We start from the raw sequence: 17221 nt of genomic DNA on the forward strand, positions 1-17221 counted from the left end.
TTGAGAGCTCTGGTATCGCTAAGCAAATCACCGCATTTTGCAATGCCTTCAGCTGCTTGGTTTGCCGAAAAGCTGAAGTATACTGGTGGACATGTGAGCCACAGGAACGAACAAAACTCTGTGTGGCACCTGATTTTCGATTTGTATTCTTGAAGCTACTTTGCTGTGCCACCTTTAGAAGAGCTTATCGAGCAGTACTACGCGTCGCTTCGCAAAAACGCAAGCCAAATGCTTCGGCGTTATCCGTCAATCAAACGGTGGGAGGAGACCGATGATGTTGTGCAACTTTCACTTGTGCGACTGATTCGCTCACTTGAGTCAACACCGCTTGAGTCAGAGCTACATTTCCGACGACTGGCAGGTTTGCAAGTTCGCAGGATGCTGATTGACTTGGCCCGTTCATTTTCCGGCCCCCATGGATTGAACCGCAATCACGAAACCCACTATGGAAACAAGAGCTTGTACGAAAACCTTGCCGTACATGATGCAGGTACTGCAGGTGAAATCACGCTAGAGGACTGGGGCGAGTTCCATTTGCTCGTCGGTGAACTCAAGGGCGAAGACCGCGACATGTTTGATCTTTTGTGGTACTCAGGACTTTCGGTGGAAGCGGTTGCTACAATGCTGGGAATCTCTGTTCGTTCGGTACAGCGAAGGTGGCGAAAGGCGAGAATTGAAGTGGCAAAGGCCTACCGTGGCCAGGCCGACGTAGCCGGCATGCTGCAATGACCCATCATGGGGCAAGTTTGGATTGGGACGCTCTTTCAGCTGATGAGCGAGAAGCGGTTGAGGATGCTCTCGATGCGTGGGAGGCAGGCGGAACGGACAAGTCCAAGCTCTCAGTCTTTGAACTCTGTGACGATCCCAAGCTGACCCCCTTTATTGAACAGCGTATCGGTGAGCTCGAACGGGTTTCAATTTTCATTGACACAGATATCACCAATGAAGAGTCACGTCCTGAAAATATCGGTCCCGTTCGAATCACAGAAGTGATTTCTCGTGGGATTTTGTGCGATGTGTTTCGTGGCAGGCAGCACGGTACGTCTCGTGATGTAGCGGTTAAGGTTCTGCACCGTAGTGGAAATCCGGGATCTGCCGAGAACGCATTTCGGCAAGAGATTGAGGTCCTTGCCAGGCTCAATCATCCGGGTGTTGCAAAGCTGTATTTTGCCGGTCGCACATCCGACGCCGGGCGGTCTTTGCCCTACTTTGTGATGGAATACCTTCCGGGGCCAAGTCTAATCGACTACGCAACGAAACAGGGTTTTTCAATCGCTGACCGTGTGGACCTGTTTGTCGAAGTGTGCGAGGCGCTTGGCAGCGCCCATCAAGCCGGAGTCATCCACCGAGACCTAAAGCCTTCTAATATTCTGACAACCGAGGATGGCCGACCAAGGATTTTGGATTTTGGGATTGCGAAACTCGTCAAGGCCACCGACACAGTCCATTCGCTCTATGGAATCGGAACACCGGGCTACGTGAGCCCTGAACAGCTTGAAAACGATGTCGCACAGGACACTCGTAGTGACATTTATAGCCTGGGCGTTGTGCTCTATGAGTTGATCTCAGGGATGCTTCCCTACACGCGACCAATGGAGTCGATTGCTGACGCTGCCAATGCGGTGCTAAACGGAGAGTTGGTTGATCTAAGAAAAAGGGCGCCGAATTGCCCACGTGACTTGGCCTCCATCGTCCACAAGTGCCTTCGGAAAGATCCCAGGCATCGTTACCAAAGTGTTGAGATGCTTTTAGCTGATTTGGGGCGATTTAAAAACGGTGACGCGGTAGGCGCGAGGTCGCAGTCTGCGTTGGAGTCGTCGTGGAGGTTTGCTCGTAAATATTGGATCTCGACCACGCTTGCCTGCGCCGTGTTTCTGGCATTTTCTCTTGGAGGACTCACCGCATTTGTATTTTGGAAGCGATCGGAGCAGGCACGTCGCTTATTGAGTGACGAATTGGCGTTGAGGCGTCGGTCCGCGTTCAATCAAGTTCTTGCCAACGCCGACCGAAACTGGCAGGCATCACCCGACCTTGTACGTGGCTGGCTGGATGACGCCGCAACAGCACAGGAGCTGCCGTTTTCGGGCTTTGCAGCAAGGGTGCAAACACACCGAACCAAGCGTGTGGTCAATGAGTTCAAGGCCCATGCCAATGCAGTCAGGGAACTTGCTTACTCAGCTGACAACAGCAAACTCGTCACTGCCGATGTTTCGGGAATCGTGCATGGGTGGGATCTTGAATCGGGGAATCGGATTTGGCAACGAAGATTTGGTCCGCAAAACGTGCGAGGATGTTCGACAAGTCCGGATGGCGAAGTGCTGCTGGTTACAACCTCCGGTGGGTTGAGCCTCCTTGATCTCGCGAGCGGGCAAACGCTTGCGGAGCAAAGCACAGGGTTCAGAGACACCGTTGACGCATCGTTCTCGCCAAATGGAACGCTGGTTTATGCCAGGGGCGACGGCAACCGGATCTCGGTTTGGGATTCTGGGTTAAACGACCACCAAGGGCTGTATGTTGCGCCGTTTAAGAGAGTGTTGCTTGCAGCAATCGACGCAGACGCAAACAGGATGATCGCTGTGAGTCAAAACGGAGAGGCCGTTGCCTGGAATCTGGGCGATGACAACTACCAAAGCTTACTGAAACCTCAGTCACGAACCTTTAACGATGGTTCCATCTCCGCAGATCTTAGCCGTCTTGCATTGGGTGGGCCACGTGGTGAATTTCGAATCTTTGATCTCAACTCACAGCAAGCTGTTTTGGTAGATGAAGAAAATGGAGAACGGTTTGATCGAATTGGTTTTTCGGCTGATCGTCAGTGGCTGATTTGCGTTAGCCGACGGCGGGTTCTTGGTCGACATGCGGCTTCCGATTGGAGCACGAAGTGGACGCGATTTGTTGATCATAATGCAAGTTGCCTTCAATGCGCCCATTCCCAGGACGCCTACGCTCTCGGCTTTGAAGATGGTTTCGTGCAGCATTGCAGAATGAGCTCAGAGCCACTGGGAACAGTGATCGCAAGCGACCTTCCTCGCCCCTTGCACGTCAGTGTCAACGAACAGAACAATCGGGCAATCGTTGCAGGCGACTTTCAACTTGAAATCGACACGGCAACTGGTGCCATCGTTCGCAGATTTTATGGGATCGACGGGCCCTGCCTGGGCATCTGCTGGCACCCCGATGGCACACTTGATATCGCAACGGGAAAACGTCGCCAATTGCTCCGATCAAGCCCAGGGCAGTCTGATTGGGTTTCCATCCTCAATTCAAAGCATTCGATTCAGTGCCTGGCATGCGACAGGGCTCGTGACAGAGCAGTCGCCGGGCTGGGAAAAGGAGAGATTGCCGTTTTGGACTCGCGCGCTGGAAAGCTTCGGCACACATTTCGAGCTCACGATGCAACCGTCACAGCCCTCGCGGTCCATGTCGATTCAGGGATGATTGCCAGCGGAGCTGAAAACGGTGAAGCCGCTCTTTGGGACAAGGACCATCACTTGCTGGGACGCTGGCAGCCGCATCAAGGGAGAGTCACCGACCTCGCATTTTCCGCCGATGGAAAACGACTTTTTAGCGTCTCCCGCGATTGCTCGTTGGGCATCTTTGACATTTCAGCGTTCGCGCCGCGAAGCGCAGTGCATCTTGGTGTCGATCGCCTCCATGCCGTTGCGGTTTCGTCCGACGGACAAACACTGGCGGTGGGAGGAGACGGCTGTGACATTCTGCTCTGTGATGCCGTCACAGGCGAGTTCCAGGCGAGCCTCACTGGGCACGACGAACGGGTGACCGATTTGCAGTTTTCTGCCGATGGTGACTCGCTGTATTCCGTCTCGCTTGACGGAACGTTTCGCTGCTGGAGACCTGAAACATCCACCTCAAATTAGGGGGCGTGTCGGCCTCGGCAGAAGTCGCAAAAAAGATTGATTTGGTGCGTCGCAAACCGATGCGGCACTCGCAGTGATTGGTACGAGATCGCATTTGTTCCGCGTACCCGACCTGTCGCACCGATGAAAAAGCCCCGAAGACCCGCAAAACAGCGAGTTCGCCGCCCCCTCGTTGAAACCCTTGAGCGGCGCGATTTACTGTCAGCATTGTCAGTCGTCAATACAGCCGATAGTGGCCCGGGCTCGCTACGCGCCGCGATCGAACAAGCGAACGTCGCCACCGCCCCGGTCACGATCCAATTTGAAATCCCAACCTCCGACGCAAACTACGTCGATGTGGATTCACATTTGGCTGGTGGTGATGCCCAGCCCGACGCGTTCGTCATCACTCCTCTCAGCCCGCTTCCCACGCTGAACAACGCCAATGCTTCTGTCAAAATTGATGGTCGCAGCCAATCCGTTTTCGGAGGCGATTCGAATCCGTTTGGGCCGGAGGTTGTCATTGATGGCTCCTCATCTGGGTCTGGACCGGGGTTCCTGATTGTAAGATCTCATGGAAACGAAATCGTCGGGCTAAATATCCATAGTTTCTCGAGCAATGGGATCGCTGTCGGTGCAGGCCATTCCAATCGGTTTGCGGGGAACTATATCGGAACCGACGCAACGGGCCGATTCGCCATGCCCAATGGCGGCGACGGTATCCGCCTTAACAACACTGCGAAAGACAATCTGATTGGAGGGGTGACTGCCGCAGACCGCAATGTTATCTCGGGAAACAACATGCGAGGCATCACGATCAGCAGAGAGGGCACCTCGTTCAATACGATTGTCGGAAACTTCATCGGTACGAATGCTTCCGGAACCAATGCGATTCCAAACAGACTTGACGGGATTTCGATCCGCGAGGGCGCCTCAGAGAACATCATCGGAACGAACGATGATGGTACGAATGACCAAAGCGAAGGCAATGTCATTTCAGGCAATGGTGAGCAGGGAATCGCTGTTGGCGATTCGGGAACGCAAGGCAATTTGATCGCCGGCAACTTGATTGGCGTCTCACCGTCCGGCACGATCGCGCTTCCGAACTCCTTGTCAGGTGTGTTGTTGTCTGACAGCACCTCGAACAACATCATCGGTGGAAATGGTCTTCACAGTACGAACGTGATTTCCGGAAATGGTGCATCGGGAATCTCCATCGTCAGCAATTCCATTGGCAACACCATTGCCGGCAACCACATTGGCACCGACGCGACCGGCGGCAGCGCAGTCGGAAATACAATGTTCGGAATTTTTGTGGGTGATGGTTCCGATCACAACCGCATCGGCACCGACGGCGATGGAGTCGGTGACCTTAGTGAGAAGAACTTGATTTCCGGAAACCTGCTCCATGGGGTGCGTCTTGGTGGATCAGCGGGTGTTGTCATCGCAGGAAATTACATCGGGACGAATCTCGCAGGCGACGCAGCGATTCCCAATGGAGACTCGGGCGTACAAGTCGCCTATGGTGCGACCCTGAACTTCATTGGCACCAATGGCGATGGCATTGGTGATGGTGTTGAAGGAAACCTGATTTCAGGAAACGCGATCGACGGAATTCAATTGTCGGGTCCCAACACGGCATACAACTTTGTTGCCGGCAATCGGATCGGCACGGATGCGACAGGCAATGCGGCTTTGGGAAATCAGGGGGGAGGGATACTGCTTGTCTACGGAACGCACGACAACCACATCGGCACCGATGGTGATGGGATCTCCGATGCGCTGGAGCGAAATGTCATCTCTGGAAACGCCTTTACCGGGGTATCCATTCAAGGCGGTGGCTTGACCGTCGAGAACAACGTGGTTGCAGGAAATCTGATTGGAACCAACGCTGCTGGATTGCAGCCGATTCCCAATGCTTTTGAAGGGATTCGACTTTGGCTCGGTGCTGCTGAGAATTTGATCGGGACAGACGGCGACGGCATCGCCGACGAAGCCGAACGCAACGTGATCGCGGGCAATGGGCGGAACGGCATCTGGCTCTCACCGTCCGAAGCCTCCGCGAACACCATCGCAGGAAACTCCATCGGGAAAGACTTCACGGGTGCGACATCGATTGCGAATGGGACGGGATCAGCAGTGGGGCGATTGGAGGACGGCTACCAACCGACCGTCAACGGCTCCAATGGAATCGGTCAGATGGAGACCTATCCCGTGTACCGAGATTTTACTCCCGGCAGCCATGTTGCTGTTGGTGGCAAGCTGATCGTTGATGCGATCAGCGATGCGAGCGGACATGAGCTGCAGGTCTTGGACACAGGCACTTTTGAAAACACCGTAGTGGATGTTGTCCCCGGACCCCTCGGTTCGAACCCGAGAAATTTGACCGCAGTCGGCACGAATATTTATTTCATTGCGGACGACCACATCGCCGGCACGGAGATCCGCTGGTTCGACTTGACGGACCCGACGCTAGCCGTTTCAACACTGGATCTCGTTCCCGGAGCAGCGAGTTCCATCATCAATGTGCTAGTCGGTTTAGAAGTCGTCGGTAATGAGCTCTTCTTTGTTACAACAGACGAAAACGGACACTTCCTTCATTGGTTTGACACAACATCCATCTCACCGCAGGTAAGCGTTGTTGAGTTTGGCCCCGGTATCAGCACAACCGACGCCCCAGGAGCACAAACGGGATTCGTTCGTTCTGGAGACCGAGTGTACTTTACCTCAGGAGGCTTCGATCAAGGAGTCGAATTGCGCTGGGTTGACCTGGCATCCGACTCACCAACGGTCCACTCCATCGATCTCTATCAAGGGTCCTCGTCCTCCAGAATCGGAGATCTTCAGCTCATTGGAGACAAACTCTATTTTATAGGCGACTCATCTCACCCCAACGCTGTCAGTGATGCCTTGAGATGGATTGACACCACTTCGCCGGATCCAGTCGTCAATACCGTCACCGGCGATCTCGCCCCGATTAACGGTTCAGCGGGAGAAGCCGGATTCATCTCGATCGGAAGTAAGCTCTACTTCAATGCGTCGGACCCACTACTCGGGCACGAAGTGTTTTGGATCGACACAGCACTGGAGACTCCGGTTGTCCACGCAATTGATGTCAACGTTGGTTCCGATAGCTCCTTTCCCCACGACTTCAGGCATGTTGATGGAAAACTGGTTTTCGTCGCTCAAACGGACCTACAGACACCTAAATCGCTACATTGGATCTACAGTTCCTTGGAGACGCCTGTTCTTCATACGCTAGATCTCAATCCGAACTGGCACACGGCGCTCTCAACGCTAATCAACGACAAACTGTTTTTCCCTGCCAGCCAGGGCGTCAATCGTACAATTACTGAACTGTCCTGGATCGATTTCTCCGTTGCCACGCCAAGCGTGCACACGCTCGATATCGCTCAGGGCTCGATCTACTCAACCAGTTATCCTTCACTCGAGCTGTGGGGCGTTGAAGACCAGAACGGAGACAAGCTGTTTTTTGCTGCCTTCGATCCGGTACACGGCATGGAATTGCGTTGGATTGATGCGTCACTTGAATCTCCTACGCTTCAAACACTTGATGGGTTTAGTTCCCATCATTCCAGCAGTATTCGGGGTGTCACCCGGATCGAGGAAAAGCTTTTCTTTTTTGCATACGACTCGCGTCACGGCGATGAGTTGCGGTGGCTAGACACCACCGAGGAAAATCCCGACGTGCACATCATTGACATGATGCCAGGGATGGAAGGGACGACCAACGCCGAAATGGTTGCCGTCGGAACGAAGCTTTACTTCTCCGCCCGTGACGAGTCGGGGCCCTTAAAATTGCATTGGATCGACACGTCACTTGACGAGTTCACAGTTCAAACACTTGATACTGACGCACAACTGTACCTGAATGGAGAGGCAACGTATAAACAAGTTGACAGCAAACTCTTTTTCCAAGTCTATTCTCCCTCGCTTGGAGTGGAGCTAGGCTGGATCGACACCGCGCTCAGTACGCCGACATTACAGATTCTCGATCTCAACCCGGGGTCGGGTTCTTCTGCTCCTGCAAAGTGGACAGGATGGCTGCAGATCGACGACAAGCTATTCTTCAACGCCACCGATCCTGTCTATGGAGACGAACTGCGTTGGATCGACACATCGCTACTTGATCCCACCGTCCACACGTATGACGTGAACCCCGGTGTACGAGGATCAAATCCTGGAGAATCTTCAAACTACAGTTGGCTGAATGAAAGACGAATCATTGCCGTTGGTGAGAAACTCTACTTCACCGCAAAGAGCGAGAAAGACGGAGTGGAACTGAGGTGGGTGGATACCACATCGGATGAGACGGATTTCCACACACTTGACCTGTACGAAGGCTCCGTCGGCTCGGATGCAGGGTTGTATTTCGGCTACGAAACGATTGACGAAAAACTTTTTTTCAATGCTGCGGCCTACTCGTCGTCTGGGGATTGGCCGACTGCGAGTGGATTGCACTGGATAGACACTCGCCTTTCAGATCCAGTTCCCCATGTCATTGACCCTTGGGATGGATCCACCGGTGTGGTTTCCGATGGAAACGGTGGATCGGTTGCATCGTTCGTAGGCCCTGAGTCTGTCGCGGTCTTAGGGAACCGGCTCTATTTCAAAACGTCGACAGAACCGTATGGTGATGAATTGGGCTGGATCGATGCGCGCGACCCGGCAGCCTCGATCAACATAATCGACATCAATCCAGGGACGGAAAATTCGATCCACGCAGGCACGACGCTCCATACAACAGAAGACAAGATCTTTTTCAACGCCAGCGATGGTCAGACCAACTCCCTGAGATGGATCGGCAACACTTTTCGACCACAGTCGTACCAGACCCTCCCGTTTGGCGCAAGTTTTGTTGCAAGCTCGGGCAACAAAATGTACGGTTTTCTAGATCAAGCGTTTGGCTCTCTCCAAGTCGGTCCGTCTACGTTGCTCCTGGAACCAGATGACTTTGGAATCACTGACGGAGAAATCACGTTGCAGGTCGGCAGCGATGGCCTGCTACACGTGTTCGTCTCCGGGACCACGAACGAGATCACGCTCCCTCGCGATCCGCAGGGATTCATCACACCGCTCGAATTCACCGGACGTGACCACGCCGACGATACGTTGCGCGTCGATTTAGCCAATCTGCCCAGCGGATTTCAGATTCAATTCGAAGGCGGCGTCGGTGGAAATGACTCGCTGGAGATTGATGACGGTGCCGCAACGCTTCACAGTCTCATCAGCCATACCTTTGTCAACTCGTCCGACGGTTCGATCATGATCGAGTCCGGAGCATCGATCACCTATTCCGGACTGGAGCCGATCTCCGACTCGGCTCTTGCCGAAACACGGATCTTTGACTTCACCCACCCAAGCTCAGAAGTGATCGAACTTGGGGGCAGTTTGATATCGGGAAGGACGCATCGAATTGATTCGCAAGAAAGTGAATCGGTCGACTTCACCGCTCCGACGGAAGCACTGACCGTCGTTGCCGGTGACGGAGATACGCTCAGACTCTCCGATGCCCTCGTCGGAAAGATGCATTTCACGGTTCCCTCGGTCGTGATGGAACCCACTGCGGCAGTCACACTGCGAATTCCCAGTGTGGAAAACGCTGATCAGATCGTTGTCAATGGAACGATCTCACTCGACGGCTCACTTACCCTCGACACCACGGGTCTCAATCCTTCTCATGGGGACTCGTTTGTGATTCTTGACAATGATGGCACCGACCCCGTCGTTGGAGAGTTCACAACCACGTTGGTTCATCCATCAAGCGGTCATCGGTCCATTGCGGGAACGCAATTTGATCTCGATTACGTTGGTGGGACCGCAAACAATGACGTTGTCATCACCTATGATGCTGACGCAGACCAACTAGATGATCTCCAAGTCATCGCCTCCGAGGCGTATCTCAACTCGGCAAATATCAAGGTATTTCCAATCCTGGTATCAGGACTTGACCAAGACGCGACAGCCGTCGTGACGTTTGGAGACGGAAGCCATTTCGTCACCACCAATGTGAACAGCAATGGATCGATGACTGTCGATCTCTCAGGAACCGAACTTCAAAATGGAGTCATCACGATTCAGATCGAGTCAACGGATAACGTCGGAAACCAAGCGGAAGGGATCGCGGCGGAAGTGTTAAAAATCACCGGTGGTCCCGAGTTGGTATTCGAATCCGTGACGCGGCACCAGCCGACGACGCAGTTGACCAATGCGGATGAACTGCGTTTCAGAATGATCTTCAGCGAGCAGGTTCTCCAAGTTGATCCAACTGATTTTGTGGTTGCGGGTGGAAGTACGGCCGGAATCACGCAGGTGCTAGCCGTTCAAGGAACGGGAGAGATCGTCTTTGAAGCGATCGTCGCGGGTGGTGACCTGGAAACCTTCAACGGTGAGGTCGGAATCAACTTGGCTGTCGGTCAGGACATTGAGGACGCCTCTGCACACCCCTTGCTTGCGACCGACCCCATCGTCAACGAGGTCTACACGGTGGATCATGACGCGCCTCAGCTGGAATCAATTCAAGTCGGACAAGGACAATCGAGCGTCGTGCGCAACATTGTGGTCACGTTTGACTCTGAAGTGGAAATCGATGCCGATGCTTTCGAAGTACGTTCTGAATCAGGAACGCCCGTCGCTGTCTCTGCATCGATCTCGCCACTGTCCGGAATGACAACCGCAGAGTTGACATTTAGCGGGCCGCTTACCGATGCTAGCGGATCACTCCTGGATGGGATTTATGTCCTGACGGTCAAAGACAGTCATGTCCGTGACCTTGCCAGTAATTCGCTGGACGGTGACAGCGATGGCTCGGGTGGCGGAGACGCAATCGACGAATTCTTCAGGATGTTTGGAGACAGTGACAGCGACAGGGACGTGGACAGCCAAGACTACGGGCGATTTGGATTAACGTTTTTACAGCAGATCGGGGACTCGTCATTCAATGCATCTTTCGATCACGACGGCGATGGTGACGTGGACGGCCAAGATTACGGGCAATTCGGATTACGTTTCCTGAAACAACTGTAACAAAAGAATCTGTTTCACGTGATCGCTCGATCTTTGAAAGTTCGATCGTTCGACGGCAGTGCGAAGTTCACGCGGCTCTGAAGAGCACCTGATTGCTGGGGACTCGGCCGAGGGCTTCGCTGCCGTAGGTGGACAGCGTTGCATCGGCGACTTCATAGCCGTGGCGGAACAGCAGGCTGAACTCGCTGTGGGTGAGCCGACGGAGTGTGGTTTCGATCTGCGCGACCCGGCTGACTTCGTCGTCCGTCAAGGCGGGTTTGCCTGCGCCGGGATGGCGTGCGTACACCTTCTTCGTCGCCAACCCCAGACGCAGATAGGTGCCCTTTCCCGGGTTCTGGATAAAGTACTCCATCAACATTCTGGTCCGCAGACTGCGAACCTGGTCGGTCGCGATGTCGACCAGCCGCATCGATGCCTTCAAGTAGCCGGGCCGCCAGCGTGATTGTCGAGTCTCACTTGCAAGTGGGCGAGAAGCGTCGCACACGATCAGGAAATCGGTGCCCTCGCACAGGCCTTCGCCGGGTTTGAACAGCGACTCGACGCCCAAGTTGTCGTACACGCCGCCGTCCCAAAGGTGGAGGTGTTGGTACTTTGGCGAGATTCTGTGCCAATCGCCATCACGAAACTCGCTCCACCGGTGTCGACGCGATGGCAGACGCAGCGGGCCGATCAAGCCGGGGACGGCGGCCGAAGCGGCCAGCGCGTGCGAAAGACGGAAATCGGGATCCGTGACGTACTTGGTTTGATAGTCGCCCATCAAGTCACGTTGGAAACGCCAGTTCTTGCCGGTCTGATAGCAGGTCGCATTGATGAGCCAGCGTGGCGAGACGGGCAAATCGGCAAGCGATCCCTTGATGCCCCATTTGCTTTCCAACGCGTCGCCCAGCACCGACGCTCGACCGGTCGCCAGTCGCCACGGAAACAGCAGCGAGTTCAGGACGTACATCCGTTGCACGTTTTGCGTCGTCAGCAGCGCAAGGCATCGCGGCACGACCTCATGCAGGTATTCTTCGCTGGTCGGCCAACGGTAGCCGGCCGATGCGATCACCAGCCCGGCAGCCAAACTGCCCCCGGAAACGCTGGAGACGATTTCCACGTTGCCCAGCAAATCCTGTCGCGCCAGTCGAGCCAGGACACCGAGGTGAAACACCGTCGCACGGACGCCACCGCCGGAAAATGCCAGGGAGATCTTCATGAAACGATGCGGAGATGGCGTGAAACTCAGGGGCAAAGGGCTCGCAAACGCAGGTTTGAATTCGCAAGCCAGACGTCGCCGCAATCCTAGTGTCGCAGCATTCGGCGGAGCCAGATCAATGTACGATGGCCCTTCCGGGCCGTCGCCCGCGCGACTCTGTGCGGCGTTGCGTAAAAGGACGTCGTCCAAAGATCCTTTCCTAGGGCACGACAGTAAGGGGACGCACATTTTATTAAAAAGATTTTCGAATCGGTTCGATGTCCGGGAACTTCCCCGGACCCCACCCGGTCTGGCATGGGATGTGATCCAAGAGACCGATCGGGCGGGGCTGGCGTGACCGGATCACTGGCTTTGAAATCCTTCTCGATTTCCCCCGGAGCAATCGCCGACCGTGTATCATGAACGTCCCTCCACGGCTCTCCCCCCTGCCCAAGCCATGATGACGACCGATTACAACCAATCCCGCTTTGCAGCTTTCTGGTTGCAGGGTTTCCTGGCGGTGCTGCTTTCAGCCTGCCCAACAAACAGCACGCCTGCGCAAGACACGCTCGATGACGAACATGCGTCTCGGAAGGCTGAAGTTGAAAAGCTGTTTCGAAAAGATGTCACGCGCTTTATCAAGACTTACTGCATCGATTGCCACCAGAACAGTCGGCCTACCGAAGCGGGGGTAAACTTTTCCCCAGCCTTAAACACTCCGGCTCACCCTGCGTTCACCGAGCAATGGAAACGAGCGGCGGCGCGTGTGAAAGCGCATGACATGCCGCCGGAAGGATTGGACCAACCCTCTGACGAACAGCGGCAAATGTTCGTCCAGTGGCAAAAGAAGATCAAATTCTTGAGCCCCAAAGACCCAGGCCCGTTTATCATTCGACGGCTGACCAAGTCAGAATATGGCAACACGCTGCAAGACTTGTTTGGGGTGGATCCCGAGATCGCGGCGGCGTTGCCTGACGAGGTGAGCGGTGAAGGCTACTTGAATTCGCTTTCGCCGCTGCAACTGGAACAGTACCTAGCGATCGCCGACAAAGTGCTGGATCAGGTTTGGCCCGTCGGTGAAATGCCTTCCAGCGAGGTGCTTTATCGGTTGATCGGCCAGAAGATTGACCCCAGCAACCGCAAGGCTCTCGCGACAGCCAAGATCGCTGAATCGCTGGCACGGACCATGTATCGACGTCCCGCGTCCGAGCAGGAGATTGCCACGTTGAACAGTGTGTATGAGCTGGGGCGGACGAACAAGTTAGGCGTTGAAGACGCTCTCCGCTTGATGGTCAAAGCAACTTTGGTATCGCCGCAATTCCTGTTTATCACCCCGGCTGAGCAACCTGACCGTGACGCCAAAATCGTGCGGGTGGACGACTACCAACTCGCATCGCGACTGTCGTATTTCCTTTGGGCAACAATGCCGGACGCCGAACTGATGCGTTTGGCTTCGGAGGGCAAGTTGCAAGAGCATGGTGTCTTGCGGGGACAGGTCACCCGTCTGCTCGCATCGCCAAAATCACGCGCGCTGTTCGATGGTTTCGGTGCCCAATGGTTGGGCTTGGATGATTGGCGCGACCGCACGTTTGATCAGGACAAGTTCCCGCAGATGAACGAGGCCCTGCGCAGTGCGATGTACGACGAAGCACGCTTGCTGTTCGAGGATGTCACGCGGGGAAACTTAAGCGTGGCGGCCTTCATTGATTGCGACTTCACCTTCGTGAACCAGCCATTGGCTGAAGTGTATTCGATGGACGACATCACCGGCCAAGAGATGCAGAAAATCACTCTGACGAATCAAAACCGCGGCGGAATCCTAGCCATGCCGGCCGTGCTTGCGGCGACGTCATTTCCCAACCGAACCAGTCCGGTCAATCGCGGCGTCTGGGTGCTGGAACAAGTTCTTGGTGAGCACGTTCCGCCCGCTCCACCGGATGTGCCTGCCTTGAAAGAGCAGGACGAGACAGCGGCCGAGAGCTTGACCATGCGAGAGCTTACCGAATTGCACCGGAGCGATCCTGTCTGTGCCAATTGCCATCGTTTGCTCGATCCGATCGGATTCGGACTCGAAAATTTCGATGCGATCGGACGCTGGCGAGACTCCGACGACAACGGCGCCACGATCGACGCTTCCGGCGTGCTGCCGGACGGCAGTCGGTTTTCGACGCCCGCGGAATTGAAAGCCATGGTCAGCGGGCGGCTCGACGACTTCGCTCGGAACCTGGCCGAAAAAATGTTGGCCTATGCCCTGTGTCGCTCCCTCGAAGGCTACGACGAAATCGTTGTGGACGAAATGACTCAGCGCGTCGCCGACGACGACTACCGAATGCAAACGCTGATCAGCGAAGTTGTGACAAGTTATCCCTTCACCCATCGCCGAATCGAAGATGAGAGATAGAACGATGATCAGATCTGGAATGATTGATCGCAGAACCTGCTTGCGCGGTCTGGGCGCGGCGCTCGCACTGCCGCTGCTCGATGTCATGGGTTGGCAAGAAGCCAAGGCTGCCCAAACGTACAAGCCTCCCGTCCGACTGGGGTTCATGTACATGCCGCACGGCGTGATCATGGACGAATTCTGGCCGACCGATGCGGAGAGTTTTCTTGATTCACCGCCTCCGGCGGTCGAATCGCTCAAGCCAGTGCTGGACCAGTGCTTGATGATGAAGGGAATCTCTGGCGTGCCCACGGCCCCTTTCAACGGAGCACCGCACGCGCTGGAGCTTTCGACGTGGCTCACCGCGACACTGCCGGATCCGGCGAAACGTAGCGAAATCAATATCGCGATTTCAGCAGATCAAATCGCAGCGAATTACGTCGGAGCGATGACGCCATTGCCGTCGCTGGAACTGGCGACCATGCCGCAAAACTGGAAAGAGAATCAAGCGGGGCTGAACGAAGGCTATTACTCGCACTGCAGCTACCGTTCGCCGACCCAAGTCGTGCCCGCAGAAACGAACCCGCGAAACGTGCTCGCCCGCTTGTTCAATCAGAAAGGTTCAGGCAGTGCTGCCGTTTCCGGCGCGGCCAGCCCGCTGGACCGCAACATGTTGGATCTGGTCCTCGGTGGCGCTCGAGATCTGCGTCGCAAATTGCCTTCGTCCGACCAACGCAAATTGGACGAGTACCTGGATAGTGTCCGGTCGGTCGAGCGTCGCATCGCTGCGATCGAGCAACGGCAAAAGCAGGCCGCGATGGAAAAGGCCGGCCTGCGTCGCGATCACAGGGGCGCTGATTCACCGCCCATCGAGATCAAGATTCCCGACGGCGACAAACGCAGCGAGTACATGCAAGTCATGTGCGACCTGAACGTCTTGGCCTTCCAAACCGACATGACTCGCGTCTCGACTTACGTCGGTTCGCGGCCCAACGGCGCGAATTATCCAGAGCTCGGGTTTAGCGACCAGCACCATTCGCAGACGCACCACCGCGGCGACAAGACGAAGATGGACAAGGTCGCGAAGATTGTCGCGTTCAACATCGAACAGTTCGCACACATGGTGAAAAAGATGCATTCTCTAAAAGAAGCCGATGGAACGCTGCTCGACAATTGCATCATGATGTGGGGTTCAGGCCTGGAAGACGGCGACAAACACAGCCGGGAAAACCTGCCCTTCATCGTCGCGGGCGGCGGAGGCGGCTCGTTAAAGACGGGGCGTTATCTGCCTGACGTGAAAGGCAATCAAGGCGACTTGCTCACCACGCTGCTCTCCTGCGCCGGTATTCCGATCGACCGCCCCGTCGGCATCGCCACCAAGCAAATCGAAGCGATCAAAGCGTAGGCCGGCGGAAAGAATTGAGACGAACTCGCTGTGGGCGAGGCGATGAATCCAACATCAGCGTGTGCGATTCAAACGACGCTCCGAAGTCGGCCACCGGAGCATGCTGGTTAAGGTCATTTCGACGCTTCGGTGCCTGAATTACTCGGACACTGAAGCGAGTTCGATCCGCCGCGTCACAACTTCGGTCGATGTAACCGACTGCGCGAAGAAATCGCGTTTTCTCTGTTCGGTGCGATCGCACTCCTTCATTCTGGCTCCCTTCTCCCCCGCGGCGAGAGCGAGTGGTGCTCGCTTTCATCGAAGGGGGAGAAGGGAGCCAGTATAGAGGTAGGCCGGCCACCGAGTGGAAATCGGGCACCGGAAGCGGATCTCGGTGGTGAGTGTAACCTGCGGAGAAGTTCACGACCTCCGCCAATTAGCTGCGTTTCAAATTCGCTTCGGGCGATGCAACCTCCGCGACCTCAGTTGTCAGTCTTTGTTGCTCGACTGGACAACGAACGATGGGCAAGACACCGGGGCCAACTCAACGTATCGTGCTGCGCGTGTTTCGCTGACCTATAGCCGGGGACATCGCGGGAAGTTAGAGGGTTGCCTGGAGCGTTGCGTTCAGCATGGACAGATTGCCGGCAGGCGGCGACGGCGCGGCGCAGAATGCCCGCTCGTTCATGCGTTGTGCAACAAGGATCACTCGGCTCGGTTCGCCAGGGGACGTCCATTGTCTCAGTGACGGATTTGATTGCAGCGCAAGGTCCCAAGTCATTTGCAACGCCGGCCCTCTCTGGCGTTTGCTTGCTGCGCAAACGCCGTCTCTCCCAGAGGGAGAGAAACGAAATGGGTTGCCAAATCCTGCAGTAAAAGACGCGACGTCCCAAGGCGGTCGCCAACAACCGGGAGGGTTGCTCAGTTGATTAGCCCTCCAAGGTGTAGTCCTTAAATTGAATTAATCCCTGAGGCTGCCCGAGCACGCTTTCGGTGAAACGAAGCTCTCGAGCTTTGCGTCGCCTCATCACGGTTGCACCAATGGTGACTTCTCGACGAGTAAGTGATGGACGGCCGAGGTTGGGGTTGTTGGGATTGTAAAGCAAGACACTGCCATCATCTTCGAACTTGAAGCCGACAGCGCTGCTGCACGTCCCCCACATCCGCACCCAACTGAAGCCCGGAGGTGTCGTGGCTCTCAACCATTTGCGAAGGTCTTTCGCAGCAGTCAAGGCACGCCCCTCAAGACTCTTTGGACCCTTGGCCTCTCGTACCCGTCGCTCCGCCGAATACTCTCGCTCACTGAATCCAAATGCCACCCGACCACACGATCCGCAGTCGATCCACGCTCTCCCTTCAGGAATCTCAACTCCGGCGTG

General features: G+C 55.4%; 6 protein-coding genes. 5 read left to right on the forward strand and 1 reads right to left on the reverse strand.

All coding sequences use genetic code 11. The features are described 5' to 3' along the window. Positions 1 to 165 precede the first annotated feature (165 nt). The 3 genes from Enr13x_RS37390 to Enr13x_RS37400 all read left to right on the forward strand — a co-directional run bounded on the left by Enr13x_RS37390 (position 166) and on the right by Enr13x_RS37400 (position 10904). Entirely contained in the window at positions 166 to 729 is a 564-nt protein-coding gene (locus Enr13x_RS37390) for a sigma-70 family RNA polymerase sigma factor (protein ID WP_145391994.1), read from the forward strand. Continuing rightward, positions 726 to 3878, forward strand: a complete 3153-nt coding sequence (locus Enr13x_RS37395) for a serine/threonine-protein kinase (RefSeq protein WP_145391995.1) — start codon at positions 726 to 728, stop codon at positions 3876 to 3878. The genes Enr13x_RS37390 and Enr13x_RS37395 overlap by 4 nt, the downstream gene beginning before the upstream one ends. A gap of 123 nt (positions 3879 to 4001) precedes the next feature. Continuing rightward, positions 4002 to 10904, forward strand: a complete 6903-nt coding sequence (locus Enr13x_RS37400) for a hypothetical protein (RefSeq protein WP_145391996.1) — start codon at positions 4002 to 4004, stop codon at positions 10902 to 10904. 67 nt (positions 10905 to 10971) lie between these two features. Here Enr13x_RS37400 and Enr13x_RS37405 read toward each other — a convergent pair whose 3' ends face one another. Continuing rightward, a complete protein-coding gene (locus Enr13x_RS37405; protein ID WP_145391997.1) occupies positions 10972 to 12099 on the reverse strand; it encodes a patatin-like phospholipase family protein in 1128 nt (375 codons plus the stop codon). Between the two features lie 436 nt (positions 12100 to 12535). On the opposite strand from Enr13x_RS37405, the gene Enr13x_RS37410 reads away from it, so the two are divergent. Beyond that, on the forward strand, positions 12536 to 14479 hold the full coding sequence (locus tag Enr13x_RS37410) for a DUF1592 domain-containing protein (protein ID WP_197455662.1): 1944 nt from the start codon (positions 12536 to 12538) through the stop codon (positions 14477 to 14479). Between the two features lie 4 nt (positions 14480 to 14483). Then, complete coding sequence (locus Enr13x_RS37415) at positions 14484 to 15863, forward strand: DUF1552 domain-containing protein (RefSeq protein ID WP_197455663.1); 1380 nt, start codon at positions 14484 to 14486, stop codon at positions 15861 to 15863. Positions 15864 to 17221 lie beyond the last annotated feature (1358 nt).

It is taken from the genome of Stieleria neptunia (assembly GCF_007754155.1).
Lineage (GTDB): Bacteria > Planctomycetota > Planctomycetia > Pirellulales > Pirellulaceae > Stieleria > Stieleria neptunia.